The following is a 20,765-nucleotide window of genomic DNA, read 5'->3' on the forward strand; positions in this document are numbered from 1 at the left end:
CGGTCACGCCAGCGCTTCCCCCACGCTCAGCCCCGCCCATGCGCAGCCAAACCACGCCACCAGCTTGAACGGCCACGCCAGATACGAGAACCGCAGCAGCATGTTCAGAAACTGGCTGGACCCACAAGCGATGCCATAGGCGACCGCCAAGACTGCGTTGAGCCCGATCATGGTGCCCAGACCTGCAATGACCGCCAACATTAGACTACCTGCCCGGCATGAACGCGGAGGACATGGAGCGGGAAGGCGGGACTGGCGAAGACGCCGTTGCGGACAAGCCATGAGCCAGCGGAGATGATAATGGGCGTCACTCCTTCCCGTTCACAGAGCTGCTCCAGCACCCTCCCATCCCCATCAGCGATGTCTGGGAACTGGTCCATCATGCCCAGAACATCCGGCTCGGTGGCAGCGAGGTGGCCAAGGAGCGTCCCCCAGCCTTTAGGGCAGTCTGGGCTCTCATAGTCGGCCACATGAATTACTGCGCCTGTGACGGTCGTGTAGCCCTCGCCCCATCGGCCAGAGGCGAACGCTTCGGCGCTGCGGTCAGCATAGAATTGGGCATGGGGAGCAGGGCCGTAGAAATCGACATGACCAATCTTGGCCATTGCCCAATCGTCCCGAAGGTTCGCCACAGCGCCCCTGAAGCCGAACTCCTGAACCTCGTTGATGATCGACCGACCGAAAGAAAAAATCCCGCGCATGGAATGCCTATAGTTTTCGCGGTGATGCCACCCGCCATCGGGCAGCATGGAGAAAGCCTCCAGAAGGACACACAGGAACAGTGAGGCAGCGGGATGGGGATGAGCCTCCCGCGCCAAAGCATCGCGCTATGCGCCCATCTAGGGGCTCTTAGGGACGCTTCGGCGCTTCCACGGGATAGCGAGGAAATTCCTTGATGGCTTCGGCCAGCTCTTCGATGTCAGGCAGCTCATAGCGCCGCCCAACCTTCGGGTCGGTGTGGCCACAGAAGGCGTCACGGATGCGCTCTTCTATCTTGGCCTTTGCCGCCCTGCGCCTGAAGGTATGCCGCCAGCCATGGTTCGGACCAACGCCGGGGTCAGTAACGCCGAGCTTACGGACCCAATCAGCCAGCTTCTGGCGCATGATCACATAGGGAGGCCGTGGCGGATTGAGCGGGTCCACCGGCTTGTCTGTCTTTACCGCCTTTAAGTCATAGAAGAGCGGACCAGCCTTGGCCTTCTGAACGAACTCGATAAACCCCTGCTCTATCAGATGGTCGTGCAGCACCACCGTGCGCGGCATTGAGCCCTTCACGGTGCCCGCATCAGGCGTGATATGAACCAGCCAGAAGCCGTCCTTATGCCGCTCAATGTCCTGCTTGCGGAGCTGCGTCATTTCACCAGACCGAGCACCTGTATAGGCACACAGCCATGGCACCCACCGCACAGCGAGCTTCAGATGCTCTGATGTGCGCGGCCCAAGAGGGATGAAGGTGGCCTTGAGGATGGTTTCGGCGTCTTCCTCTTGGAACTTGCCACGGGTCGGGCCTGAGCGGGCCACGGCGACCTTTACCCCGTCCAGAGGATTGCTGGTCAGCTTCTTCTGCTTCTTCACCCAATTGAAGACCGTGCGGGCACCAGTGAGCCAAATCTCATTGACTGTCCGACCACCGAGCCCCGCTGTTGCTGCCAGCTTGTCTTTCCAAGCCACCGCATCATCATCGGTCATAAGCGCAATGTCGCGCTTCTCCAGAAACGCATTGAGGTCCATGAAGACGGCGCGCCAGCGGTTCACTGTGGCCACGGCTGGCTGGCGCTCTTTCACCCACGCCTCAAACGCCTCCCAAGCGTTCCAGCCGCTCAGCTTCACGTTCGCTGGATTGACGGGAACTGCCTTCGGAAAGCGCTCACGGTGCTGGTCGGGGCGATAGTCACCCCCTGCCCTTCGCCGCAGCAATGCCATAGCGGCCAGTAGGTCGCGCTCAACTGTGTCTACAAGAGCGGCATGGGAGATTGGCGAGAGCGCTACGCCTTCACCGGCAAGAAAGGTGGGCAGCCGTGAAAGCTCTTGTACAGTTGCTTGCATATAGGCCGCAACGCGAGGAGATCGAGTAGCGGCTTCATCAGGCTCATCTTCTTCATGCGCGCTATTAAAGCGGCTTAGGGCGTCCTGATAGCGCTCATAGTGGTGGTCCCACACCTCAACCGAGGCATCACCATCGGTATGCTGAGCAATGAACCAGTCATACCAGCGCCCTGCCAGATCGTGCAGCTCACGGTGAGATAGCTCCAAAGCCTCACCGGAGGCCGCTGAGCGTAACGCAGCAATTCGGCCCTCAACGTCAGCGACCCACTGAGCGAAGGCAGCCTTGGCCTCGCCTGATGATTTGTCGGTGGTGAGCCGGAAGCGCTCTTCCTGCCGAATGCCATAGGCGCGCTGATAGGCATCCCGCACATCCGGGGGGATGACTTTGCGCGCGAACCAGTCGCCATTTTTTGCTCGGAAAAGTGCTGGCATGAGGATGGCCACTTGTAGCGCCCTTTGTAGTGGGTGGGCTGCTACAAGTGCCTGTAATCCTTCAACTCTTTGTCCCCATTACGAGAATGGGAGAGTTTGGTGCGGTCGAGAAGACTCGAACTTCCACGCCTCGCGGCACAGCGACCTCAACGCTGCGCGTCTACCAATTCCGCCACGACCGCACTGTGTGGTAGAAGCCTCGGACGCCAGCGGCACCGAAGCGAGTGGGATGTAGCAAAGCTCCGCCACAACCTCAAGCGGATAAATCGGAATTCTTGTCCGGCTGTGGAGACTTGCTATGCTTCCTCGGTCTCCAGCTTCTGTCCGCATTTGGAGCAGAATTGCGCCTCCCTGCCCGCGGGCTGCCCGCAGGCGGTGCAGAAGCGGCCATGTTCGACCAGCGGGATGTCCGCCGCCTCGATCTGCGCCGGAGCAAGCGGCCCGGTCAGCGCCGCTTCGAACGCGGCCTGCCGGCGAGCCAGTTCGGCATTGCCCTCGCGCTGCGCCGAAATGTTGACATTGCCGCGCACGACATCCTGCAAGTCCTTGTTGTCGAGGTTGACGCCGACCATTTCCACGCGTTTGGCGCAGAGCGTCCTGACGTCGCCGAATATGCCGGTCAGCCAGTCATGGCTGTCATCGGTGCGGGAAATGGTCACCAGGTCGCGCGGGCGATCCAGATCGCCGACTTCCGCCTCGACCGTTCCCGCCCACACTTCGGCCAGAAATTCCGGGTGGGTGACCTGCGTGCTGGTCTCCACGCTGTCGGAATCGGCCTTGCCGACGCGGACTTCCGCCTTGTGCTGGGTTCCGCGCAGCCGGATGAAGGCGAACAGCGACCTGAACCGCTGCACCCTGTAGAGCGCTTCGCCGGCTTCCATGTGATAGAGCCCGGCCCGGCGGAACCGGTGCGAGGCGAACAGATAGAGCATGGCCAGCGCCGGCGGCAGGAAGGCCGAAGGCGTATCCACCGCCACGCCGCGGAAAAACTGCTCCACCGCCGCCGGCAGCACCAGGAAGCCGCCGACGATCATGCCCACGCCATAGAGCGACCAGCCCGCCACCAGCCGCAGCCGCGCCGCCGCCGCCACCGGATTGCCCATCGGCAGCGGCTGGCGCTCGATGACCAGCCGTGCTTCGAACGTGCCGGCATCCGATATGGCGGCCGACGCCGCCTCGGCATCCATCTGCACCACGCGGTTGGGAATGTTCTGGAAGCGCCGGGCTTCCGCCTTGTTGGGCAATTGATTGATGATGTTCCGGTAATCGGTCGATGCTGAAAGCGTTTCCGCCAGCGATTCGCTGTCCACGGCCGGCAGCCGGGCCGGCACTACGGCCCGCAGGAATGCGAAATCCACCGCGCTCAATATCGCCACCAGCGCCAGCAGCAGGATGATTGGCGGCGAGAGCGAGAGCGCCGCTTCCAGCGCGCCGATCCTGGCCACTTCCCGGGCGAAGGCCGGGTTGAACATCGAGTTCAGCACATTGTCCAGATGCAGGAAATAAATCCCGCCCAGCACCAGGCCGCTCAACACGATATAGCCGACGATTCTGCCCGACAGCGATGCCAGGCGCGATGCGGCGCCTTGCGCATAAGGCTGCGCGGCGGGCGGCACGAAGGCGGCGGCGGCCCCGAACGTCGCCTTGAGAAACTGATGATAGTTCTGGTTGACGGCAATCTTGCGCGTCGTCAGCGTCGAGACCACCTCATCGATATGCCGATAGCCTTCGGGCGCATCCTCGGGAATCGCGTTGCGCAGGTGGATCAGCGTCTCCCAGAGCGTACGCGCCAGCAACCGCAGCGCGCCGAGCACGATGGCGATCATCGCCAGGGCGAACGTGCCCAATCCGATCAGATTGGCGATGAAGCGCGTCATGAGCACGCCATAGGCCAGCGGCTCGCCGCGCATATTGGTCTGCAGATAATTCCAATAGGCGCCGATTTGCTCGAAGGTCCCGGGGCTGGAAAGCAGCAGAAGCGCCGAGCGGTTATAAATGACGATGGCCACCAGCAGCACGGCCACGACCAGACAGGCAACAAGCCTCGTGCGGAGCAGACCACGGTCCAGCCTCGCCAAGCCCTCAAATACATTTGATGTCAACGACAACGCCCCCCGCGCTGCTCAAGCCTTGCAACAGACACATCAAAAGCACAGCGGGCCAATAATGCCAAGCTGGAATGGAGCGCAGGAGGAGACGATTATCGCCCTGCGGCGTTTACCCCAGACGCATCACCTTCTCGGTGACGAATACCCGCAAATGCCCCTCTTCCACATTGACCTCGCCTCTGGCGATCAGCGTATTATTGGCATAAATCTTCAGCGGATCGTGTTCGGTCGCGTCCAGTTCGATGACCGCGCCGCGGCCCATGCGCAGCAAATGGTGGATGGGCATGGTCGTCGCGCCCAGTTCCACCGTGATATCGACTTCAATATTGTCCAATGTGCTCATAGATAAGGGGTTCGAGCAAAGTGATCCGCGCCCCGTGTGCGGATTCGTCACCCTGAAAGTCAGCCAGGCCTGGTTATGGAAGTGTTAACAAGCGCCGACGAAACGTGCCAAAGCGGCGCGAAACTGCATCGCGACGATGGCCGCGCCGTCGAATGGCGCATTTTCGACGCCCCGCTCGACTATCGGCGCGCCCTTTCGATGATGGACGAGCGCGTCGCCGCCATCGCTGCCGGCGAGGCACCGGAAGCGGTCTGGCTGCTCGAACATCCCCCGCTTTACACCGCCGGCACCTCGGCCCGCGCCGAAGACCTGCTCAATCCGCGCTTTCCGGTCTATCCCGCCGGTCGCGGCGGGCAATATACCTATCACGGTCCCGGCCAGCGCGTGGCCTATGTCATGCTCGACCTCACCCGACGCGGCCGCGACATCCGTTGCCTGGTCCAGGGGCTGGAGCAATGGGTCATCGATACCCTGGCCGCCCATAATATCGCTGGCGCGCGCCGCACCGGCCGGGTCGGCGTCTGGGTGCCGCGTCCCGGCAAGGGCCTTGGCCGTGAGGACAAGATTGCCGCCATCGGCGTGCGGGTGCGCAAATGGATCAGCTTTCACGGCATTTCGCTCAATATCGACCCCGATCTGTCCCATTACGACGGCATCGTGCCCTGCGGCATCACCGACCAGGGCGTTACCTCCTTCGAGGATTTGGGGGTCCTGCTGACCATGCCGGAAGTCGATTCGGTGCTGCGCGCCCGCTTCGAAGCGATTTTCGGGCCGACCTTTTTGGCGCCGCCGGGCCTTGCCATCCCGGCCTGAGCCGCCCAATTTGTCCCAAGGAACCGGATTCGAGGAGCCGCATATGACCCTGGACGATCTCAAACGCCTCCTGACGCGCCAGACGCTGTTCCGGCTCGATGCGATCCTGTCCCCGCGGCTGGTCCCGATTTTCTATGCTTTGGGCCTCGCCGCCATCCTGCTCTGGGCCATCAGCCATTTCTTCTTCCGCTTCGGCAGCGGCTTTGGCGACGGGTTATGGGGCCTGCTCGAAATCGTCGTCTTCGGGCTGCTCGCCTTTGTCGGCCTGCGCATCGGCTGCGAAGCCCTGCTGGTCTGGTTCAAGAGCCACGAGCAGAGCGGCGACAGCGTCCAGCGCTCGCGCTATTCCGCCTCGCTGCTCGACGAAGTCCGCGACGCCATCCGCGATCTGGCCGAAGAAGGCCAGGACAGCGACTATGCCGAGGCCGACGAATATATCACCCCGGCCACCGAGCCCCTGCCCACCGTCCCGCCTGCGCCGCCCGTTCCTCCTGCGCCGCCCGTTCCGCCTGCACCGCCCGCGCCCCCGGCCAGCGACATACGCGAGCCGGCCACCAAGCCCGGCGAAACCCACAAGCCCCGCCGCACCGCCAGACGCACCCCGCCGAAATCGGTCACCTGACCTCCCGATCGTCATTCACCATCGCGTGTTGCCCGCTCATGACAGACCTGCCCCGCCCTCCCGGCAGGGCGGTCACATTGCGCAAATGTGCGACTTTCTGTATGACGCGCCATCCAGACAGAGCAGCGGACCGAAAAGCGCCTGGCGATTTTCGTCCATGCCGATGCGTAAAACAGATAATCGGACACAGCCACGCGCATGACTCAGGCGCCTAAAATCGGACTTGTCAGCCTCGGCTGCCCCAAGGCCCTCGTCGACAGCGAGCGCATCATGACCACCCTGCGCGCGCAGGGCTATTCGTTCAGCCGCGACTATGCCGGCGCCGATATCGTCCTGGTCAATACCTGCGGCTTCCTCGACAGCGCCAAGCAGGAAAGCCTTGAGGCCATCGGCGAAGCGCTCAACGAGAATGGCCGCGTCATCGTCACCGGCTGCCTCGGCGTCGAGGAGAACCTGATCCGCGAGACCCATCCGAGCGTTCTCGCCATCACCGGTCCGCACCAATATGAAAGCGTGGTCGGTGCCGTGCACGACCACCTGCCGCCCGTGGCCAACCGCTTCGTCGACCTGGTGCCCGAAAGCGGCCTGAAGCTGACGCCGCGCCACTATGCCTATCTCAAGATTTCCGAAGGCTGCAACAATCGCTGCTCCTTCTGCATCATCCCCCAGATCAGGGGCGATCTCGTCTCCCGCCCCGCCGCCGGCATTCTCGGCGAAGCCGAGGGTCTGATCCGCTCCGGCGTCAAGGAATTGCTGGTCATCTCCCAGGACACCAGCGCCTATGGCGTCGATGTCAAATATGCCACGTCGAAATATCGCGGCCGCGAGGTCAAGGCGAAATTCTACGATCTGGCCAAGGAACTGGGCGATCTCGGCGCCTGGGTGCGCCTGCACTATGTCTATCCCTATCCCCATGTCGACCAGGTCATCGAGCTGATGGCCGAGGGCCTCGTCCTGCCCTATCTCGACATTCCGTTCCAGCACGCCTCCCCCAATGTGCTGAAATCCATGCGTCGCCCGGCCAATCAGGAAAAGACGCTCGACCGCATCAGGAAATGGCGCGAGATCTGCCCCGACCTGACCATCCGCTCCAATTTCATCGTCGGCTATCCCGGCGAGACGGATGAGGATTTCGAATTCCTGCTCGACTGGCTCGAAGAAGCCGAGATCGACCGCGCCGGCTGCTTCAAATACGAGCCGGTCACCGGCGCCCCGGCCAATGACCTGCCCGGCATCGTCCCCGACGAAGTCATGGACCAGCGCTTCGCCCAATTGATGGAAGTGGCCCAGGAAGTGTCCTGGCGCCAATTGCAGAAAAAGGTCGGCCGCACCATCGACGTCATCGTCGACGATGTCCGCCCCGAGGAAAACCGCGCCATTGCCCGCTCCAAATGGGACGCGCCGGAAATCGACGGCCAGGTCATCGTCGACCACGCCGCCGGCATCAAGATCGGCGACATCGTCTCGGTCACGGTGACCGACCATGACGAATACGACCTCTTCGCCGAGCCGGCCGGACGTTAACCGGCTCGCCTTTGCTCCGGTTCAGTCAGGTGTTTCACCGGGGTCGTTCCCGCGAAAGCGGGAACCTCCACTTCCGCTGGCGGCGAACCCAACGGGGCTTCCCGCTTTCGTGGGAATGACACGGGGGCAAGAGAACGCCATCGCGTTCTGATCCATACCCGGACCGCCCCATACCCGCTTTCCGCCCCACCTTGCGTTTTTCGTTCACTGTGCCAACCTCTTGTGGTCGAAAGACTCATTGCGAGAGGAGCAGCATTATGGGTTTTGACGGAGTAGGTTGGCTTGCGGCCATCATTATCGGCGGTGTCGCCGGCTGGCTTGCAAGCATGTTTCTGAATGCCGGTGGCGGCGTACTCAAGAACGTTCTCCTGGGTATTGTCGGCGCCATCCTGGCCAGCCTCGTTTTCGGCCTGCTGGGCATCTCCTTCGGCGGATGGGTCGGCTATCTGATCGCGGGCTTTATCGGCGCCTGCATCATCATCATCATCGGCCGCGCCGTTTCGAAATAAATATCCCGGCCGGTCGCCCATGGGAGACCGGCCTCCCTCCCGGAAGGATTTGGCGTCGAAGGCGCAGCCGGCGCAACGTCTTTGCCCTGGCTGTCGGCCAACGTGAATTAGTCATCCGAAGCAATCATTTAGCGCTTTACGGCGCCACTTCCCCATCGCATCAACGTCGCCAACTCGACCAATGTGATGGATTTAGCGCCGATGAAAAAACTTCTCGCCACCGCCGCCTCAGCCCTGACCCTCGCCGCCACTCCGGTCCTGGCGCAGCCCACCGACATCCTCAACGCCTCCTACGACATCGCCCGCGAGCTGTTCGAGGCCGAGAACGCCGCCTTCATTCCGTCCTATGAAGCGGCCAATGGCGTCGCCGTGACGGTCAACCAGTCCCATGCCGGCACCTCCACCCAGGCCCGCGCCATTCTCGAAGGCCTGCCCGCCGACGTCGTCACCTTCAACCAGGTGCCCGATATCGAAAGGCTGGTCGAGGGCGGCTTCGTCTCCGCCGATTGGCAGAGCGAGTTCGCCAATAGCGCCTCGCCCTTCTATTCGCTGCCGGCCTTCCTGGTCCGCGCCGGCAATCCCAAGGACATCACCGATTGGGGCGATCTCGCCCGCGACGATGTCGGCGTCATCTTCCCCAACCCCAAGACCTCCGGCAATGCCCGCTATACCTATCTCGCCGCCCGCGCCTGGGCCGACGAGGAATTTGATGGCGACCAGGCCCAGGTCGAGGATTATCTCACCAAGGTCTTCCTCAACGTGCCGGTCTTCGAAACCGGCGGCCGCGGCGCCACCACCGCCTTTGCCGAGCGCGGCCAGGGCGATGTGCTCATCACCTTCGAAGCCGAAGTGCTCAGCGCCGTCGAATTGCTCGGTGCCGACCAATATGAGGCCGTGGTGCCCTCGGTAAGCCTGCTGGCCGAATTCCCCGTTGCCATCGTCGACAAAGTGGTCGACGCCCGCGGCAGCCGCGATCTCGCCAAGTCCTATCTCGACTTCCTCTATTCGCCCGAAGGCCAGCGCGTCGCCGCCGAGCGCAATCACCGCGTCAACGACGACGCCGTCGCCGCCGAATTCGCCGATCGTTTCCCCGATGTGCGCCTCGTCAATGTCGACGACGCCTTCGGCGGCTGGGCCAGGGTATCGGAAGAGCATTTCGCCGATGGCGGCCTGCTCGACCAGGTATTCGTGAACCAGTAAACCCTTGCGGAAAAAGACTTCGGTTCTGGCGCTTCTTCCCCCCGAGGGGCGAGGGAGCGCCAGCCGGCTGTTTCTGCGTCGAACAATTATCGCACAGGCGAGGCGGGCAGCGGCCCGCCTGAAAGCACCGGAATCCATGGCCAATCCCCGCAGCAAGCATCTGCTCCCCGGTTTCGGGCTGACCATGGGCGTGTCGCTGTTCTACATCACCCTCATCATTCTCCTGCCCATTGCCGCCATGCTGCTCAAGGTCGGCGGCATGGGCTGGCAGGAATTCTGGCGCATCACCAGTTCCCCCCGCGCCCTCGCCGCCTATCAGATCACTTTTTCCTCGGCCTTCTACGCCACCATTCTCAACGCCCTGCTCGGCCTGTTGCTGGCCTGGGTGCTCACCCGCTACCGCTTTCCCGGCCGCCGCCTGCTCGATGCGCTGGTCGACCTGCCCTTCGCCCTGCCCACCGCCGTGGCCGGCCTCGTCCTCGTGACCCTGTTTGCCAATACCGGCTGGTACGGCCAGTTTCTCGAACCCAATGGCATCAAGGTCAATTACACCCAGCTCGGCATCATCGCCGCCATGACCTTCACCTCCATTCCTTTCGTGGTCCGCTCGGTGCAGCCGGTGCTCGAAGATCTCGACGCAGGCCTGGAATCGGCCGCCCAGACGCTCGGCGCCAGCAATTGGCAGATTTTCACCCGCGTCATCTGGCCGAGCATCATGCCGGCCTTCATCAGCGGCTGCGTGCTTTCCTTTGCCCGTTCGCTGGGCGAATTCGGCGCCGTGGTCTTCATCGCCGGCAATCTGCCGGGCGTCACCGAAATCGTCTCGCTGCTCATCTATATCCGGCTCGACGAATATAATTACGAAGCCGCCGCCGCCCTGGCCTTCGTCCTGCTGCTGGTCGCCTTCCTCACCCTGCTCGCCACCAACATCCTCGCCGCCTGGCAGACCCGCTATGTGGAAAGGAGCGCGTGATGATCGCCGCCGGACACCACCAGCGCCGGCTTTCCGGCCTCATCGCCTCCTCCCCCTTGAGGGGAGGGCCGGGATGGGGGTGCCGCGGCCTTTACACAATCAGCGGTCCCGCTCTGCTCCGACACCCCCACCCCCAATCCCTCCCCTCAAGGGGGCGGGAGGCGCAGGGGCCAGCCCGCTGGCGCAGGACCGAACCAGCCCTCGGTGAGGCCACCAAATGACCCGCTCCCCCGCCGAACGCATTCTCATCGCCCTCGCCTTCATCCTGGCCGGCATCACCCTGGTCATTCCGCTGGCGCTCATCTTCTCCTTCGCCCTGCGCGAAGGCATCGACGTCTATTTCGCCAATATCCTCCACCCCAACACGATGCACGCCATCTGGCTCACCGTTATCACCGCCTTGATCGTCGTGCCGGTCAATATCGTGGTCGGCGCCGCTCTGGCCTGGCTGGTCACCCGTTTCCGCTTCCGGGGCCGTCAATTGCTTATCAGCTTCATCGAGCTGCCCGCCGCCATGAGCCCCATCGTCGCCGGCGTCACCTATCTCTTCCTCTATGGCGGCCAGGGCCTGCTCGGCCCTTTCCTGCAAGCCAATGGGCTTCAGGTCATGTTCACCCCGCTGGCCATTGTGCTGGTCAGCCTTTTCGTCACCGCCCCCTATGCGGCTCGCGAACTCATTCCGCTGATGAGCCAGCAGGGCACCGACGACGAGGAAGCGGCGCTCTCGCTCGGCGCCAATGGCTGGCAGATGTTCTGGTTCGTCACCCTGCCCAATATCAGCTGGGCCCTGGTCTATGGCGCCGTGCTGACCAATGCCCGCGTCATGGGCGAATTCGGCGCCGTCTCGGTGGTCTCCGGCGCCATTCGCGGCCAGACCAACACCCTGCCGCTGCAAATCAACCTGCTGTTCAACGATTTCAACATCACCGGCGCCTTCGCCGCCGCCTCCACCCTGACCCTGATCGCCGTGGTCACGCTGGTGATCAAGGCGGCGCTCGAAACGAGGCGGCACGGCTGACGGCAACGTTTCACAACATCGTCGCCTCCTTCCAATAGGGACGGGGCGACGACGCCGCCGGTCCGGAGTGCCAGACCAGCCGACCAAAATGCCACATGCCCCTTGAGACTGCCCCCGCTCCGCCCTAAACCGGACCCATCGGAGCCAATATGCACAGCACCCACGCCATCGCCCTGCGCCATCGCCCGCCGCTCCTGCTCGGCCGCCGCGCTCTCGTCATGGGTATTCTCAATGTCACCCCCGACAGCTTTTCCGATGGCGGCCATCATGATCGCCTGGACGCCGCCCTCGCCCATGCCCGCCTCATGCTGGCCGAAGGCGCCGACATTCTCGATATCGGTGGCGAAAGCACCCGCCCCGGCGCCGAACCGGTCGGCGTGCAGCAGGAACTCGACCGCGTCATGCCGGTGATCGATGCCCTGCGCGCCCGAGGCATTGCCGCTCCCATTTCCATCGACACCATGAAACCGCTGGTCGCCGATCAGGCCCTGCAAGCCGGCGCCGACATCGTCAATGACGTCAACGGCTTGCAAGGCGCGCCCGAAATGGCCGAGATCGCCGCCCTGCACGATGCGCCGGTCATCGCCATGCATTGGGACCGCAACTGGACCGCCGCGACCGACCCGATCCCGGCCATGCTCGCCTATTTTGCCGAAAGCCTCGCCATCGCCGCCCGCGCCGGCCTCGATCCCGCCCGGATCATCCTCGATCCCGGTTTCGGCTTCACCAAGACCCTGAAGCAAAATTACAGCATTCTCCGCCAAACCCCCGAGCTGATTCGGCATTTCCCCGGCCAAGCCCTGCTGATCGGCACCTCGCGCAAGTCGATGATCGGCCGCCTGCTCGACAATCGGCCATCCGAGCGCCTGCCCGGCACCATCGCGACCAATGTGCAGGGCTACGAACGCGGCGGCCATATTTTCCGTGTCCACGACGTCGCCGCCAATAGCGATGCCCTTCGCGTCGCCGAGGCAACGCTATATGGTGTAACTGACAGCTAGGACTCATAGTTTTGACCATCCCGGCTTTCCCCTTTAGGGGAAGCGAGCGCCTGAACCCAACACGATGCGAATGAGAGAACACATGCCTATTCCCTTCACCGGTGACCGCATCATTCTCAGCGATCTGGGCTTTTACGGCTATCACGGCCTGTTCAACGAGGAAGCCAAGCTCGGCCAGCGCTTCCTCATCGACCTGCAATGCGGCGTCGACCTCTCCGGTCCCGGCCAGACCGACACGATCGGCGCCACCGTCTCCTATGCTGCCATTTACGACGAGGTGAAATCCGCCTTCGAAAATCGCCGCATGCAACTGATCGAAGCGGTCGGCCAGAATATCGTCAATGCCCTGTTCGAGGCGTTTTCGGACATTACCTGGGTCATCGTCCGCGTCCGCAAGCCGGAAGCGCCGATTGCCATGGTGCGCGGCGAGGCCGCCATCGAGCTCCATCGCGTCCGGCCCGCCTGATGCCGCAGGCCTGGCTCAGTCTCGGCGCCAATATCGGCGACCCGCCCGCCCAATTGGCCGAAGCCATGCGCCGGCTGGATGCGCATGACCATATCCGCGTCGTGGCGCAATCCTCGATCATCCGCACCAAGCCCTGGGGCAAGACCGATCAGCCCGATTTCGCCAATATGGCCGCGTCAATCGAAACCGATCTTTCCCCGCTCGACCTGCTGGATGCCTGTCTAGCCATCGAACACGAATTGGGCCGGGTCCGGCACGAGGTCTGGGGACCGCGCCGCATCGATATCGATCTGATTGCCTATGAGCGCGTGGAAATGGACTCGGACCGGCTGACCTTGCCGCACCGTTTCGCCCATGAACGCGACTTCGTGCTGGCGCCGCTGCGCGAGATTTCACCCGAGACGGCCGATTGGCTCCTAAATCGCCTTTAGGCGGCCCTCGGCGCTAACAATCTGCTAGCCAATTCGACCTCAACGTGAAGATTCGACCACTTGCACGGCCATGTCGAACTCGATCCGGCGCTTGGCGCGGCGCTCCATCGCCTCGTCGTCCTCGCCCCAGAGCCGAATCTGGTGGTCTTCGTCGACATGCGCCGCCGCCCAGACTTCATCGGCGCTAAGCAATTGATGCAGAAGGGCAATCGCCAGCATTCCCGAGCCCGTCAGCCCGGTGATAGACACCAGCGCGGTCAGGTTGATCAGCCCCTGCCCTTCCAGCGCCGCATCCAGCTTCGCCAAAGTCGCATCCGGCTGCTTCTGGTGAATAATGCCAATGGTCGGCTGGAATGCCACGTCGAAATGCCGCGCCAGCTTGACCAGCGCGCCGTCCCATTGCCGCTCCTGTTCTTCGACCAATTCATGAGGAGAATCAGCGCGATAGAGCAATAGGTCATTGCCGGCGAACTTGCCGATTTCGGCCCGGAACGCCGGGATCATCTCCTCCCCGCTCTCCAAAGCCGAATTGATCAGCCGCACCATGGGCATTGTCGACGGATCGATGAATTCCCCCTGCGCCGCCCATTCCTTCGCCATCACCTGCGCAACGCTAAGGGCTTGCACCACCACCGGAATCTTCCTTCCCGGCGTCCGCACCTGTCGCCCATCCAGCGTCACCGAATAGCCATCTTGTCCCCGGGCCACGTCGACGCTGCTATAAAAGCGCTTGGGCAATTCCACCTTGTTCAGGTGCTGCGCCCGGCCGTAACCGTCATCCAGGTGCTTCTGCGCCTCTTCCAGTTGGTCGCGCATCATGAATTCTCCAACACCCGATCAATCGCCGCCGGCAGGTCGGCATATTTCTCGACCAGAATATCGGCGCCGGCCCCGAGAAGCTCGCCGGGATCGTGATAACCCCATGTAACTCCTATGGTTTTCGTGCCAGCAGCCTTGCCCATTTCCATGTCGAACGTGGTGTCGCCGATGATCACCGTAAGACTCTTGTCGGCCCCCACTTCCTCCATGGCGCGCAGCATCATCCCCGGATGCGGCTTGGATGGATTGTGGTCTGGCGTTTGCAACGTCGAAAAATGCCCGGCAATGCCATGCAGTTCCGTCAAACGATGCACACCGGCCAATCCCTTGCCCGTGGCGATGCCCAGCAACATGTCGGCTCGGCCACGCAGGACATTCAAGGCGTCCAGCGCCCCCGGAAACAATCCCTCGCGCCCCTCGGCGGAAACCAGCGCCGCGCGATAATGGCCGCGATAGTCGTCAGCCAATTTGTCAGCCAGTTCAATATCTTGCGAGCCCAGCAATTGCAGCATGGCCCGTGGCAGGCTAAGGCCGATGACCCTCCGCACCTGATCGGGCTCCGGCACATTCAGCCCGGCCCCGGCAAAGGTGGTGGCCATATGTTCGCCAATCAGCGACGCCGTATCGATCAGCGTTCCATCCATGTCGAACATGATCAATTTCACGCCACGTCCTCCGGATCGTCATTCTGCGCATCGAACCGATCCGGATCGAAGCCGAGCGCTTCAAAGCTCTGCCGCATATGCGGCGGCAAAGGCGCTGAAATATCTATCTTTTTTCCGTTGCGCAGCGGCAGGGCGATGCGCCTTGCATGCAGATGCAGACCGTCGGCAAGCCCCGGCGCTTCCTGCCAGTTCTCGATATTGAAATAGCGCGGATCGCCGATGATCGGCGTCCCCAACTGCGCCATATGCACGCGCAATTGGTGCGTCCGGCCAGTCACCGGCTTCAGCGTCACCCAGGCAAACCGCCGGCTTGCCGTATCGGTGGTCGAATAATAGCTCAACGAATGCACCGCGCCCGGAGCACCATTGCGCACCACCGCCATCTGCTCGCCATCCGCCGTCTGCCGCTTGGCCAGAAAGCAGGAAATCTCGCCCTGGCGCGGACTTGGATTGCCCGCCACCACGGCCCAATAGATCTTCCTTGCCGAACGCGACCGGAACACCGAGCCGAAATGCTTCGCCGCCGCAGCGGTCTTCGCCACCACCAGGCAACCCGAAGTGTCCCGGTCCAGCCGATGCACCAGACGCGGCGCTTCGCCCTGCTTGTTGGGCAGGTTCTTCAGCAGCCCGTCCAGATGCCGCGTGGTGCCGCTGCCCCCCTGTACCGCCAGGCCATGCGGCTTGTCGAAGATATAGAGATCGTCGTCCTCGTAAAGGATCAAGTCCTTGAGAAACCTGGCATCTTCTTCATTCACGCGGTGCGGTCGAACGGTGTCGGGATCATCGATCGGCGGGATGCGAACCACCTGCCCCTGCACCAGGCGCGTACTGGTCTGCGCCTTCGCCTTGTCGACCCGCACCTCACCGTTCCGGATCAGCTTCTGCAGACGGGCGAAGCCAAGCTGCGGGAAATGCCGGGAAAACCAGCGGTCCAGCCGCATCCCGTCATCATCCGCCACGACTTCTCGATGTTGAACGCCGCTCATGCCGCACCTCTGGTTATCAGCAGCCCGAGATATAGACCGAACAGGCAAACTACAACTGACAAGCCGATGTAAAGTAGAGCCTGGCCGATCTCGCCGCGCTCGATCAGCACAATGGTATCGAGCGAGAAGGAGGAGAAGGTCGTGAAGCCCCCGAGAATGCCGACAGCGACGAACAGTCTGATTTCATTGGCAAAAGCCGGCAGCGTCCGGGCTAAAGTGCCGATCAGGACGCCCATCAGGAAGGAGCCGAGGATATTGACCAGCAGCGTCGCCAGCGGAAAACCGGCCGCCCACCAACGACCGACAAGCACGTAGGCGCCATAGCGGGCCGTTGCGCCAATGGCGCCGCCCAGCCCGACGAGAAAAACAGCCTGCATCGCTTAATCTCCTGATTCCGCGGGATATTTCGAAGCACGGAGGCGAGCGAAATAGTCCATGCGTTTGCGCAGGTCGCGTTCGAAGCCCCGCTCGACCGGATGATAAAAATCCTGCCGCCCGATTTTTTCCGGGAAATATTCCTGGCCGGAAAACGCTTCGGGTGTATCGTGGTCGTAAATATAGCCCTCGCCATAGCCCTGCCCCTTCATCATCTTGGTCGGGGCGTTGAGGATCACCATTGGCGGCGTTGGCGAACCCGTTGATTTGGCAACCGAAATCGCGGACTTGAAGGCCGTGTAGATGGCGTTCGACTTGGGGGCCAGCGCCAGATAGACGACGACCTGCGCCAGCGACAATTCACCCTCGGGTGAGCCGAGCATCTGATAGGCGTCGCGGGCGGCGACGGCGAGGGTCAGGGCCTGCGGATCGGCGAGGCCGATATCCTCGGAAGCCATGCGAATCAAGCGTCTGGCAAGGAATAACGGGTCTTCGCCGGCATCCAGCATCCGGGCGAAATAGTAGAGGGCGGCGTCCGGATCGGAGCCGCGTATGGTCTTGTGCAGCGCGGAAATGAGGTTGTAATGGCCATCCTGCGCCTTGTCGTAGATCGGTGCCCGGCGCTGCACTATCGTTAGCAGACTGCTAACATCCAGCGTCTCGTCCGGGTGAACCGAGGCCAGAATTTCCTCGACCAGTCCCAGCAGCGCTCGCCCGTCGCCATCGGCGAGGCCGAGCAGGGTTTCGCGCGCCGCATCGTCCAGCGGTAATTTGGCGCCCAGCAATGTCTCCGCCCGCCCCAGCAATTTTTCGAGATCGTCGCGGCCCAGCGACTCGAAACGCAGCACCTGGCTGCGGGAGAGCAGCGCGGCATTAAGTTCGAAAGACGGATTCTCGGTGGTCGCCCCGACCAGGACCACGGTGCCGTCTTCCATGACCGGCAGGAAACTGTCCTGCTGGGCCCGGTTGAAGCGATGGATTTCGTCGACGAATAACAGGGTGCGGTGGCCCGACAGGCGCTCGAACCGGGCTTTCTCGAAAACCTTCTTGAGATCGGCGACGCCGGAGAAGATCGCGGAAATCTGCTCGAAACGGTAGCCGATCTGGTCGGCGAGCAATCGGGCCACGGTGGTCTTGCCGGTGCCGGGCGGTCCCCACAGGATCAGGGAGCCGAGGCGGCCGGAGGCCAGCATGCGCCGCAGCGTGCCATTGGGGCCGAGCAGGTGCTCCTGCCCGATCACCTCATCCAGATTCTGCGGACGGAGTTGGTCGGCCAGCGGGCGGGCCTTGTCGGTTTCTGACGGGTCGGCGGAGAAAAGATCGGACATGAAGGGGTTCTAGCTCAAATCGGCCGAATTTCGTAGCACTGCAAACGGAAATGCCCCGCCATTCGAGCACAGCTCTCATGGCCTGAGCGCTTCAAATCGCGCCACTGGCGCGATTTGCCCTGCGGGACGGCGCTCAGCCACTCACGATCGAGCGGCTTACTCTGCCATTGCGTTGCAGGATGATCTGCCAGGTGCGGACGCGCTGGCTGGCGATCTGCTGGAAGCTCCGGGCGCTGGTGATGTCATTGTCGTTGAGCGCCAGGATGATGTCGTCGACCCGGAGCCCCATGGCTTCGGCGGCCGATCCCGGCTCGATGGCGGTGACGATGACTCCTTTGGCGTCATAGGGCAGGCCCTTGGCCTCGCTCAGGGCGGGATCGAGCTCGCGGACGGTGACGCCGGCAAAGCGGGTATTGCCGGCGATGGCGGCAACCGCTTCGGCGGGCGGCTGCGGGGCCGCCTCGACCGGGAAGGCAATGGTCTCGCTCGCGCCGCCGCGCAGGCGTTCGAGATCGGCGGGCTGGCCAATCGGCCTGGTGGCAAGACGGAAATTGAAGCCGCTGGGATCGTCGATCCGCAAACCATCCACCGAAAGAATGACATCGCCGGACTGGAAACCGGCGCGCTCGGCCGGACCGCCCGGCGCGACTTCGGTGATCATCGCCCCATGCGGCGCCGCCATGCCCAGGCTGGCGGCGATATCGGCGGTGACCGCCTGCATCTTGGCGCCGAACCACGGGCGGACGATTTCGCCGCCGCTGACGCCGGCCTCGGCCACGAGCCGCGCCATATTGGCGGGAATGGCAAAGCCGATGCCCACCGAACCGCCCGTCTGGGAATAGATGGCGGTGTTGATACCCACCAGGTCGCCGGACAGATCGACCAGCGCGCCGCCGGAATTGCCGGGATTGATGGCGGCATCGGTCTGGATGAAGAATTCATAATCCGACGCTTCGACCCCGGTGCGTGCCAGGGCCGAAACGATGCCGCTGGTGACTGTCTGGCCGACGCCGAAGGGATTGCCGATGGCCAGGACCAGATCGCCCACCAGCAAGGCGTCGCTGTCGGCGAAGGTGATAGCGGGAAAAGCGGTGGCCTCGGCATTGCGGACCCGCAGTACCGCCAGATCGGTCTGCTGGTCCTCTACCACCAGATCGACGGCATATTCGCGCCCGTCGCTGAGCGCGATGCGAATATCGGTCGCGCCGGTGATGACGTGGCTATTGGTGAGAATGACGCCGCTTGCATCGACGATGACGCCCGAGCCCAGAGAGCGGGATTCGCGCGGCCTGGTCTGGAAATATCGATCGCCGAAAAAGCGCGAGAAGAACGGATCGCTGGCAAAGGGCGAAACCACCTGCTGCTCGATGCGGGTGGCATAGACATTGACCACCGAAGGCGACACCGCCTGGACGACGGGCGCGAAGCTGAGCCTGATCTGCGGATCGGTTTGCGGAACCATGCGTTCCACCTCTGCCGGCGGCGCCGTCGCAACGGGCGCAATCGGCACCTGAGCATGAATCGGCGGCGCGCCATTCCATGGCGCCAAAGCCAAGGTGCCACCCAGCGCGAGCAGCGCCAGAATTACTGCTGAAAACACCAGCGTTCGCAATGACATGAACAAACCTTCGGAATCAATTCTTCAGCCTGTCGACCGGCTCCGGGCCCAGCAAGCAAGGCGCGCGGAATCTGTCATCAAAATGACGCCCGCGCATTGTTGGTATAGGACCTAAATAAACATTTGCACCGGGGGGACCCCAGCCCTATATGCAGCGCTCATTTCCGCCGCTTGCTCCAGCCTTGAAAGGCCTGTTGTCCAATGAATGACGAGCCGAAAATCCTGCATGCCAATACTTCCGCGCTGATTGCGGCGGAAGCGCCGGATTATCCCTCTTTCCTGTTTTCAGAGAAGGAATTCCGCAGGGCGATCAAGGTCTTCAAGAAGGGCTTTGACGGGCTGCTGACCTATGCGGTGAAGTGCAATCCCTCCCCGCACATCATCGCGCAATTGCATGACGAGGGCATCACGGCCTTCGACGTGGCCTCCAATGTCGAAATGGAGCTGGTGCGCGACTACGCTCCCGGCGCGGTGATGCATTACAACAACCCGATCAAGAACAAGCGCGAGATCGAACGCGCCTATGAGGAATTCGGGGTTCGCAGCTTCACCATCGACCATCCGCAGCAACTCGACCAGTTGGCCGCCGTGGTGTCGCCCAGCCGCGACGTGGAAGTGACTACGCGCTTCAAGGCCGGCAAGGCGCTGAAATCCTACGATTTCGGCATCAAGTTCGGCGTCATGGAGCAATCGGCGCCCGAGATCGTCACCGCCGTGGACAAGATGGGCTATACGCCCAGCCTCTGCTTCCATGTCGGCAGCCAGTGCGAAGACGCCTATGCCTATGAGCGCCACATCGCCGCAGCCGCACGTATCGTCAATGAAGCGGGCATCGAATTGAAGCGCCTCAATATCGGCGGCGGCTATCCGGCCCCCTACCCGACCAGCGTGGCGCCCCCCATGGATCATTATTTCGACACCATTAAAGCCGCAGTCGAGGAACATTTCGGCAAGAACAAGCCCGAGCTGATCATCGAGCCGGGCCGGGCGCTGGTCACCTCGTCCACCTCGCTGCTCTTGCGCGTCAAGCATCAGCGCGGCGGCCAGTCGGTCTATGTCAATGACGGCGCCTATGGCGCGCTGATGGAAGTGAAGTTCATGCATTTCACTCCGCCGGTGCGCGTCTGGCGGGGCCCGCGCCTGCACGACAATAATGGCGAATTCAGCGAATTCACCATCTGGGGCCCGACCTGCGACAGCTATGACGTGCTGCCCCAAGTCTTCACCCTGCCCGCCGATATCGACGAGGACGACTGGATCGAGTTCGGCCTGATGGGCGCCTATACCCAAGCCTCGCTGACCCCGTTCAACGGCTTCGTGCGCCGCGATCAATACTGGGTCGAGAACGTCTATACCGGCAAGGATATGGCGCCGGCGGAGTGAATGGCAGGAGGATGATCGGGCAAGGAGCGGTTACATCGCTGTGCCGCCTTGCCCGGCCGTTGGGTATCGACCAGATAGCAGGCTATCTTTCGTAACCATCGGAAC

The 20,765-nt window shown here is 62.6% G+C and carries 22 protein-coding genes and 1 tRNA gene; 11 read left to right on the forward strand and 12 right to left on the reverse strand.

The genetic code is table 11. The features are described 5' to 3' along the window. Positions 1 to 3: 3 nt before the first annotated feature. The 6 genes from O9Z70_RS08150 to O9Z70_RS08175 all read right to left on the reverse strand — a co-directional run bounded on the left by O9Z70_RS08150 (position 4) and on the right by O9Z70_RS08175 (position 4,929). Complete coding sequence (locus O9Z70_RS08150; protein WP_286018325.1) at positions 4 to 201, reverse strand: hypothetical protein; 198 nt, start codon at positions 199 to 201, stop codon at positions 4 to 6. Further along, a complete protein-coding gene (locus O9Z70_RS08155) occupies positions 201 to 749 on the reverse strand; it encodes a hypothetical protein (protein WP_286018326.1) in 549 nt (182 codons plus the stop codon). The genes O9Z70_RS08150 and O9Z70_RS08155 overlap by 1 nt, the downstream gene beginning before the upstream one ends. Before the next feature lie 100 nt (positions 750 to 849). Beyond that, entirely contained in the window at positions 850 to 2,490 is a 1,641-nt protein-coding gene (locus tag O9Z70_RS08160; RefSeq protein ID WP_286018327.1) for a site-specific integrase, read from the reverse strand. An 85-nt stretch (positions 2,491 to 2,575) separates the two neighbouring features. Further along, positions 2,576 to 2,660 (reverse strand) — tRNA-Leu (locus O9Z70_RS08165). Positions 2,661 to 2,774: 114 nt separating this feature from the next. After that, positions 2,775 to 4,556 (reverse strand): zinc ribbon domain-containing protein, encoded by a 1,782-nt coding sequence (locus O9Z70_RS08170; RefSeq protein WP_286018328.1) that lies wholly within the window; start codon positions 4,554 to 4,556, stop codon positions 2,775 to 2,777. Positions 4,557 to 4,695: 139 nt separating this feature from the next. Further along, on the reverse strand, positions 4,696 to 4,929 hold the full coding sequence (locus O9Z70_RS08175) for a FliM/FliN family flagellar motor switch protein (RefSeq protein WP_286018329.1): 234 nt from the start codon (positions 4,927 to 4,929) through the stop codon (positions 4,696 to 4,698). Between the two features lie 75 nt (positions 4,930 to 5,004). Here O9Z70_RS08175 and lipB point away from each other — a divergent pair, with 75 nt between their 5' ends. From lipB to folK, 10 genes are all read left to right on the forward strand, one after another. After that, on the forward strand, positions 5,005 to 5,742 hold the full coding sequence (gene lipB, locus O9Z70_RS08180; protein WP_286018330.1) for a lipoyl(octanoyl) transferase LipB: 738 nt from the start codon (positions 5,005 to 5,007) through the stop codon (positions 5,740 to 5,742). A gap of 43 nt (positions 5,743 to 5,785) precedes the next feature. Beyond that, complete coding sequence (locus tag O9Z70_RS08185; protein ID WP_286018331.1) at positions 5,786 to 6,364, forward strand: DUF4282 domain-containing protein; 579 nt, start codon at positions 5,786 to 5,788, stop codon at positions 6,362 to 6,364. A gap of 198 nt (positions 6,365 to 6,562) precedes the next feature. Then, a complete protein-coding gene (gene rimO / locus O9Z70_RS08190; protein ID WP_286018332.1) occupies positions 6,563 to 7,888 on the forward strand; it encodes a 30S ribosomal protein S12 methylthiotransferase RimO in 1,326 nt (441 codons plus the stop codon). 257 nt (positions 7,889 to 8,145) lie between these two features. Beyond that, on the forward strand, positions 8,146 to 8,397 hold the full coding sequence (locus O9Z70_RS08195) for a GlsB/YeaQ/YmgE family stress response membrane protein (protein ID WP_286018333.1): 252 nt from the start codon (positions 8,146 to 8,148) through the stop codon (positions 8,395 to 8,397). Between the two features lie 201 nt (positions 8,398 to 8,598). Beyond that, positions 8,599 to 9,597: a sulfate ABC transporter substrate-binding protein gene (locus tag O9Z70_RS08200; protein WP_286018334.1), complete on the forward strand. Its 999-nt coding sequence runs from the start codon at positions 8,599 to 8,601 to the stop codon at positions 9,595 to 9,597. 136 nt (positions 9,598 to 9,733) lie between these two features. Further along, positions 9,734 to 10,570 (forward strand): sulfate ABC transporter permease subunit CysT, encoded by an 837-nt coding sequence (cysT, locus tag O9Z70_RS08205; protein WP_286018335.1) that lies wholly within the window; start codon positions 9,734 to 9,736, stop codon positions 10,568 to 10,570. Between the two features lie 217 nt (positions 10,571 to 10,787). After that, positions 10,788 to 11,588, forward strand: coding sequence for a sulfate ABC transporter permease subunit CysW (gene cysW / locus O9Z70_RS08210; RefSeq protein WP_286018336.1), 801 nt, complete (start codon positions 10,788 to 10,790; stop codon positions 11,586 to 11,588). A 149-nt stretch (positions 11,589 to 11,737) separates the two neighbouring features. Next, the gene (gene folP, locus O9Z70_RS08215) at positions 11,738 to 12,589 is read left to right on the forward strand and encodes a dihydropteroate synthase (protein ID WP_286018337.1); all 852 of its coding nucleotides are present in this window, start codon (positions 11,738 to 11,740) and stop codon (positions 12,587 to 12,589) included. Between the two features lie 82 nt (positions 12,590 to 12,671). Further along, positions 12,672 to 13,055 (forward strand): dihydroneopterin aldolase, encoded by a 384-nt coding sequence (folB, locus tag O9Z70_RS08220; protein ID WP_286018338.1) that lies wholly within the window; start codon positions 12,672 to 12,674, stop codon positions 13,053 to 13,055. After that, positions 13,055 to 13,486, forward strand: coding sequence for a 2-amino-4-hydroxy-6-hydroxymethyldihydropteridine diphosphokinase (gene folK / locus O9Z70_RS08225; protein WP_286018339.1), 432 nt, complete (start codon positions 13,055 to 13,057; stop codon positions 13,484 to 13,486). The genes folB and folK overlap by 1 nt, the downstream gene beginning before the upstream one ends. 39 nt (positions 13,487 to 13,525) lie before the next feature. Here the strand turns inward: folK and O9Z70_RS08230 are convergent, their stop codons facing one another. From O9Z70_RS08230 to O9Z70_RS08255, 6 genes are all read right to left on the reverse strand, one after another. Beyond that, positions 13,526 to 14,305: an ATP12 family chaperone protein gene (locus tag O9Z70_RS08230; protein ID WP_286018340.1), complete on the reverse strand. Its 780-nt coding sequence runs from the start codon at positions 14,303 to 14,305 to the stop codon at positions 13,526 to 13,528. Next, positions 14,302 to 14,970, reverse strand: coding sequence for an HAD family hydrolase (locus tag O9Z70_RS08235; protein WP_286018341.1), 669 nt, complete (start codon positions 14,968 to 14,970; stop codon positions 14,302 to 14,304). The genes O9Z70_RS08230 and O9Z70_RS08235 overlap by 4 nt, the downstream gene beginning before the upstream one ends. Continuing rightward, complete coding sequence (locus tag O9Z70_RS08240; protein ID WP_286018342.1) at positions 14,967 to 15,956, reverse strand: RluA family pseudouridine synthase; 990 nt, start codon at positions 15,954 to 15,956, stop codon at positions 14,967 to 14,969. The genes O9Z70_RS08235 and O9Z70_RS08240 overlap by 4 nt, the downstream gene beginning before the upstream one ends. Continuing rightward, a complete protein-coding gene (gene crcB, locus O9Z70_RS08245; protein ID WP_286018343.1) occupies positions 15,953 to 16,333 on the reverse strand; it encodes a fluoride efflux transporter CrcB in 381 nt (126 codons plus the stop codon). The genes O9Z70_RS08240 and crcB overlap by 4 nt, the downstream gene beginning before the upstream one ends. 3 nt (positions 16,334 to 16,336) lie before the next feature. Beyond that, positions 16,337 to 17,659 carry a replication-associated recombination protein A gene (locus tag O9Z70_RS08250; RefSeq protein WP_286018344.1) on the reverse strand — a complete coding sequence of 441 codons (1,323 nt, stop codon included), beginning with the start codon at positions 17,657 to 17,659 and terminating at the stop codon, positions 16,337 to 16,339. A gap of 133 nt (positions 17,660 to 17,792) precedes the next feature. Beyond that, positions 17,793 to 19,277, reverse strand: coding sequence for a DegQ family serine endoprotease (locus O9Z70_RS08255; protein WP_286018345.1), 1,485 nt, complete (start codon positions 19,275 to 19,277; stop codon positions 17,793 to 17,795). A gap of 201 nt (positions 19,278 to 19,478) precedes the next feature. Here O9Z70_RS08255 and O9Z70_RS08260 point away from each other — a divergent pair, with 201 nt between their 5' ends. Beyond that, positions 19,479 to 20,660: a type III PLP-dependent enzyme domain-containing protein gene (locus tag O9Z70_RS08260; protein WP_286018346.1), complete on the forward strand. Its 1,182-nt coding sequence runs from the start codon at positions 19,479 to 19,481 to the stop codon at positions 20,658 to 20,660. The last annotated feature ends 105 nt before the right edge of the window (positions 20,661 to 20,765 follow it).

It is taken from the genome of Devosia sp. YIM 151766 (assembly GCF_030285925.1).
GTDB lineage: Bacteria > Pseudomonadota > Alphaproteobacteria > Rhizobiales > Devosiaceae > Devosia.

Coding starts and splice junctions, on each gene's coding strand:
- O9Z70_RS08150 (WP_286018325.1), bottom strand. CDS start 201: ATGTTGGCGGTCATTGCAGGTCTGGGCACCATGATCGGGCTCAACGCA.
- O9Z70_RS08155 (WP_286018326.1), bottom strand. CDS start 749: ATGCTGCCCGATGGCGGGTGGCATCACCGCGAAAACTATAGGCATTCC.
- O9Z70_RS08175 (WP_286018329.1), bottom strand. CDS start 4,929: ATGAGCACATTGGACAATATTGAAGTCGATATCACGGTGGAACTGGGC.
- lipB (WP_286018330.1), top strand. CDS start 5,005: ATGGAAGTGTTAACAAGCGCCGACGAAACGTGCCAAAGCGGCGCGAAA.
- O9Z70_RS08185 (WP_286018331.1), top strand. CDS start 5,786: ATGACCCTGGACGATCTCAAACGCCTCCTGACGCGCCAGACGCTGTTC.
- rimO (WP_286018332.1), top strand. CDS start 6,563: ATGACTCAGGCGCCTAAAATCGGACTTGTCAGCCTCGGCTGCCCCAAG.
- O9Z70_RS08195 (WP_286018333.1), top strand. CDS start 8,146: ATGGGTTTTGACGGAGTAGGTTGGCTTGCGGCCATCATTATCGGCGGT.
- O9Z70_RS08200 (WP_286018334.1), top strand. CDS start 8,599: ATGAAAAAACTTCTCGCCACCGCCGCCTCAGCCCTGACCCTCGCCGCC.
- cysT (WP_286018335.1), top strand. CDS start 9,734: ATGGCCAATCCCCGCAGCAAGCATCTGCTCCCCGGTTTCGGGCTGACC.
- cysW (WP_286018336.1), top strand. CDS start 10,788: ATGACCCGCTCCCCCGCCGAACGCATTCTCATCGCCCTCGCCTTCATC.
- folP (WP_286018337.1), top strand. CDS start 11,738: ATGCACAGCACCCACGCCATCGCCCTGCGCCATCGCCCGCCGCTCCTG.
- folB (WP_286018338.1), top strand. CDS start 12,672: ATGCCTATTCCCTTCACCGGTGACCGCATCATTCTCAGCGATCTGGGC.
- folK (WP_286018339.1), top strand. CDS start 13,055: ATGCCGCAGGCCTGGCTCAGTCTCGGCGCCAATATCGGCGACCCGCCC.
- O9Z70_RS08230 (WP_286018340.1), bottom strand. CDS start 14,305: ATGATGCGCGACCAACTGGAAGAGGCGCAGAAGCACCTGGATGACGGT.
- O9Z70_RS08240 (WP_286018342.1), bottom strand. CDS start 15,956: ATGAGCGGCGTTCAACATCGAGAAGTCGTGGCGGATGATGACGGGATG.
- crcB (WP_286018343.1), bottom strand. CDS start 16,333: ATGCAGGCTGTTTTTCTCGTCGGGCTGGGCGGCGCCATTGGCGCAACG.
- O9Z70_RS08250 (WP_286018344.1), bottom strand. CDS start 17,659: ATGTCCGATCTTTTCTCCGCCGACCCGTCAGAAACCGACAAGGCCCGC.
- O9Z70_RS08255 (WP_286018345.1), bottom strand. CDS start 19,277: ATGTCATTGCGAACGCTGGTGTTTTCAGCAGTAATTCTGGCGCTGCTC.
- O9Z70_RS08260 (WP_286018346.1), top strand. CDS start 19,479: ATGAATGACGAGCCGAAAATCCTGCATGCCAATACTTCCGCGCTGATT.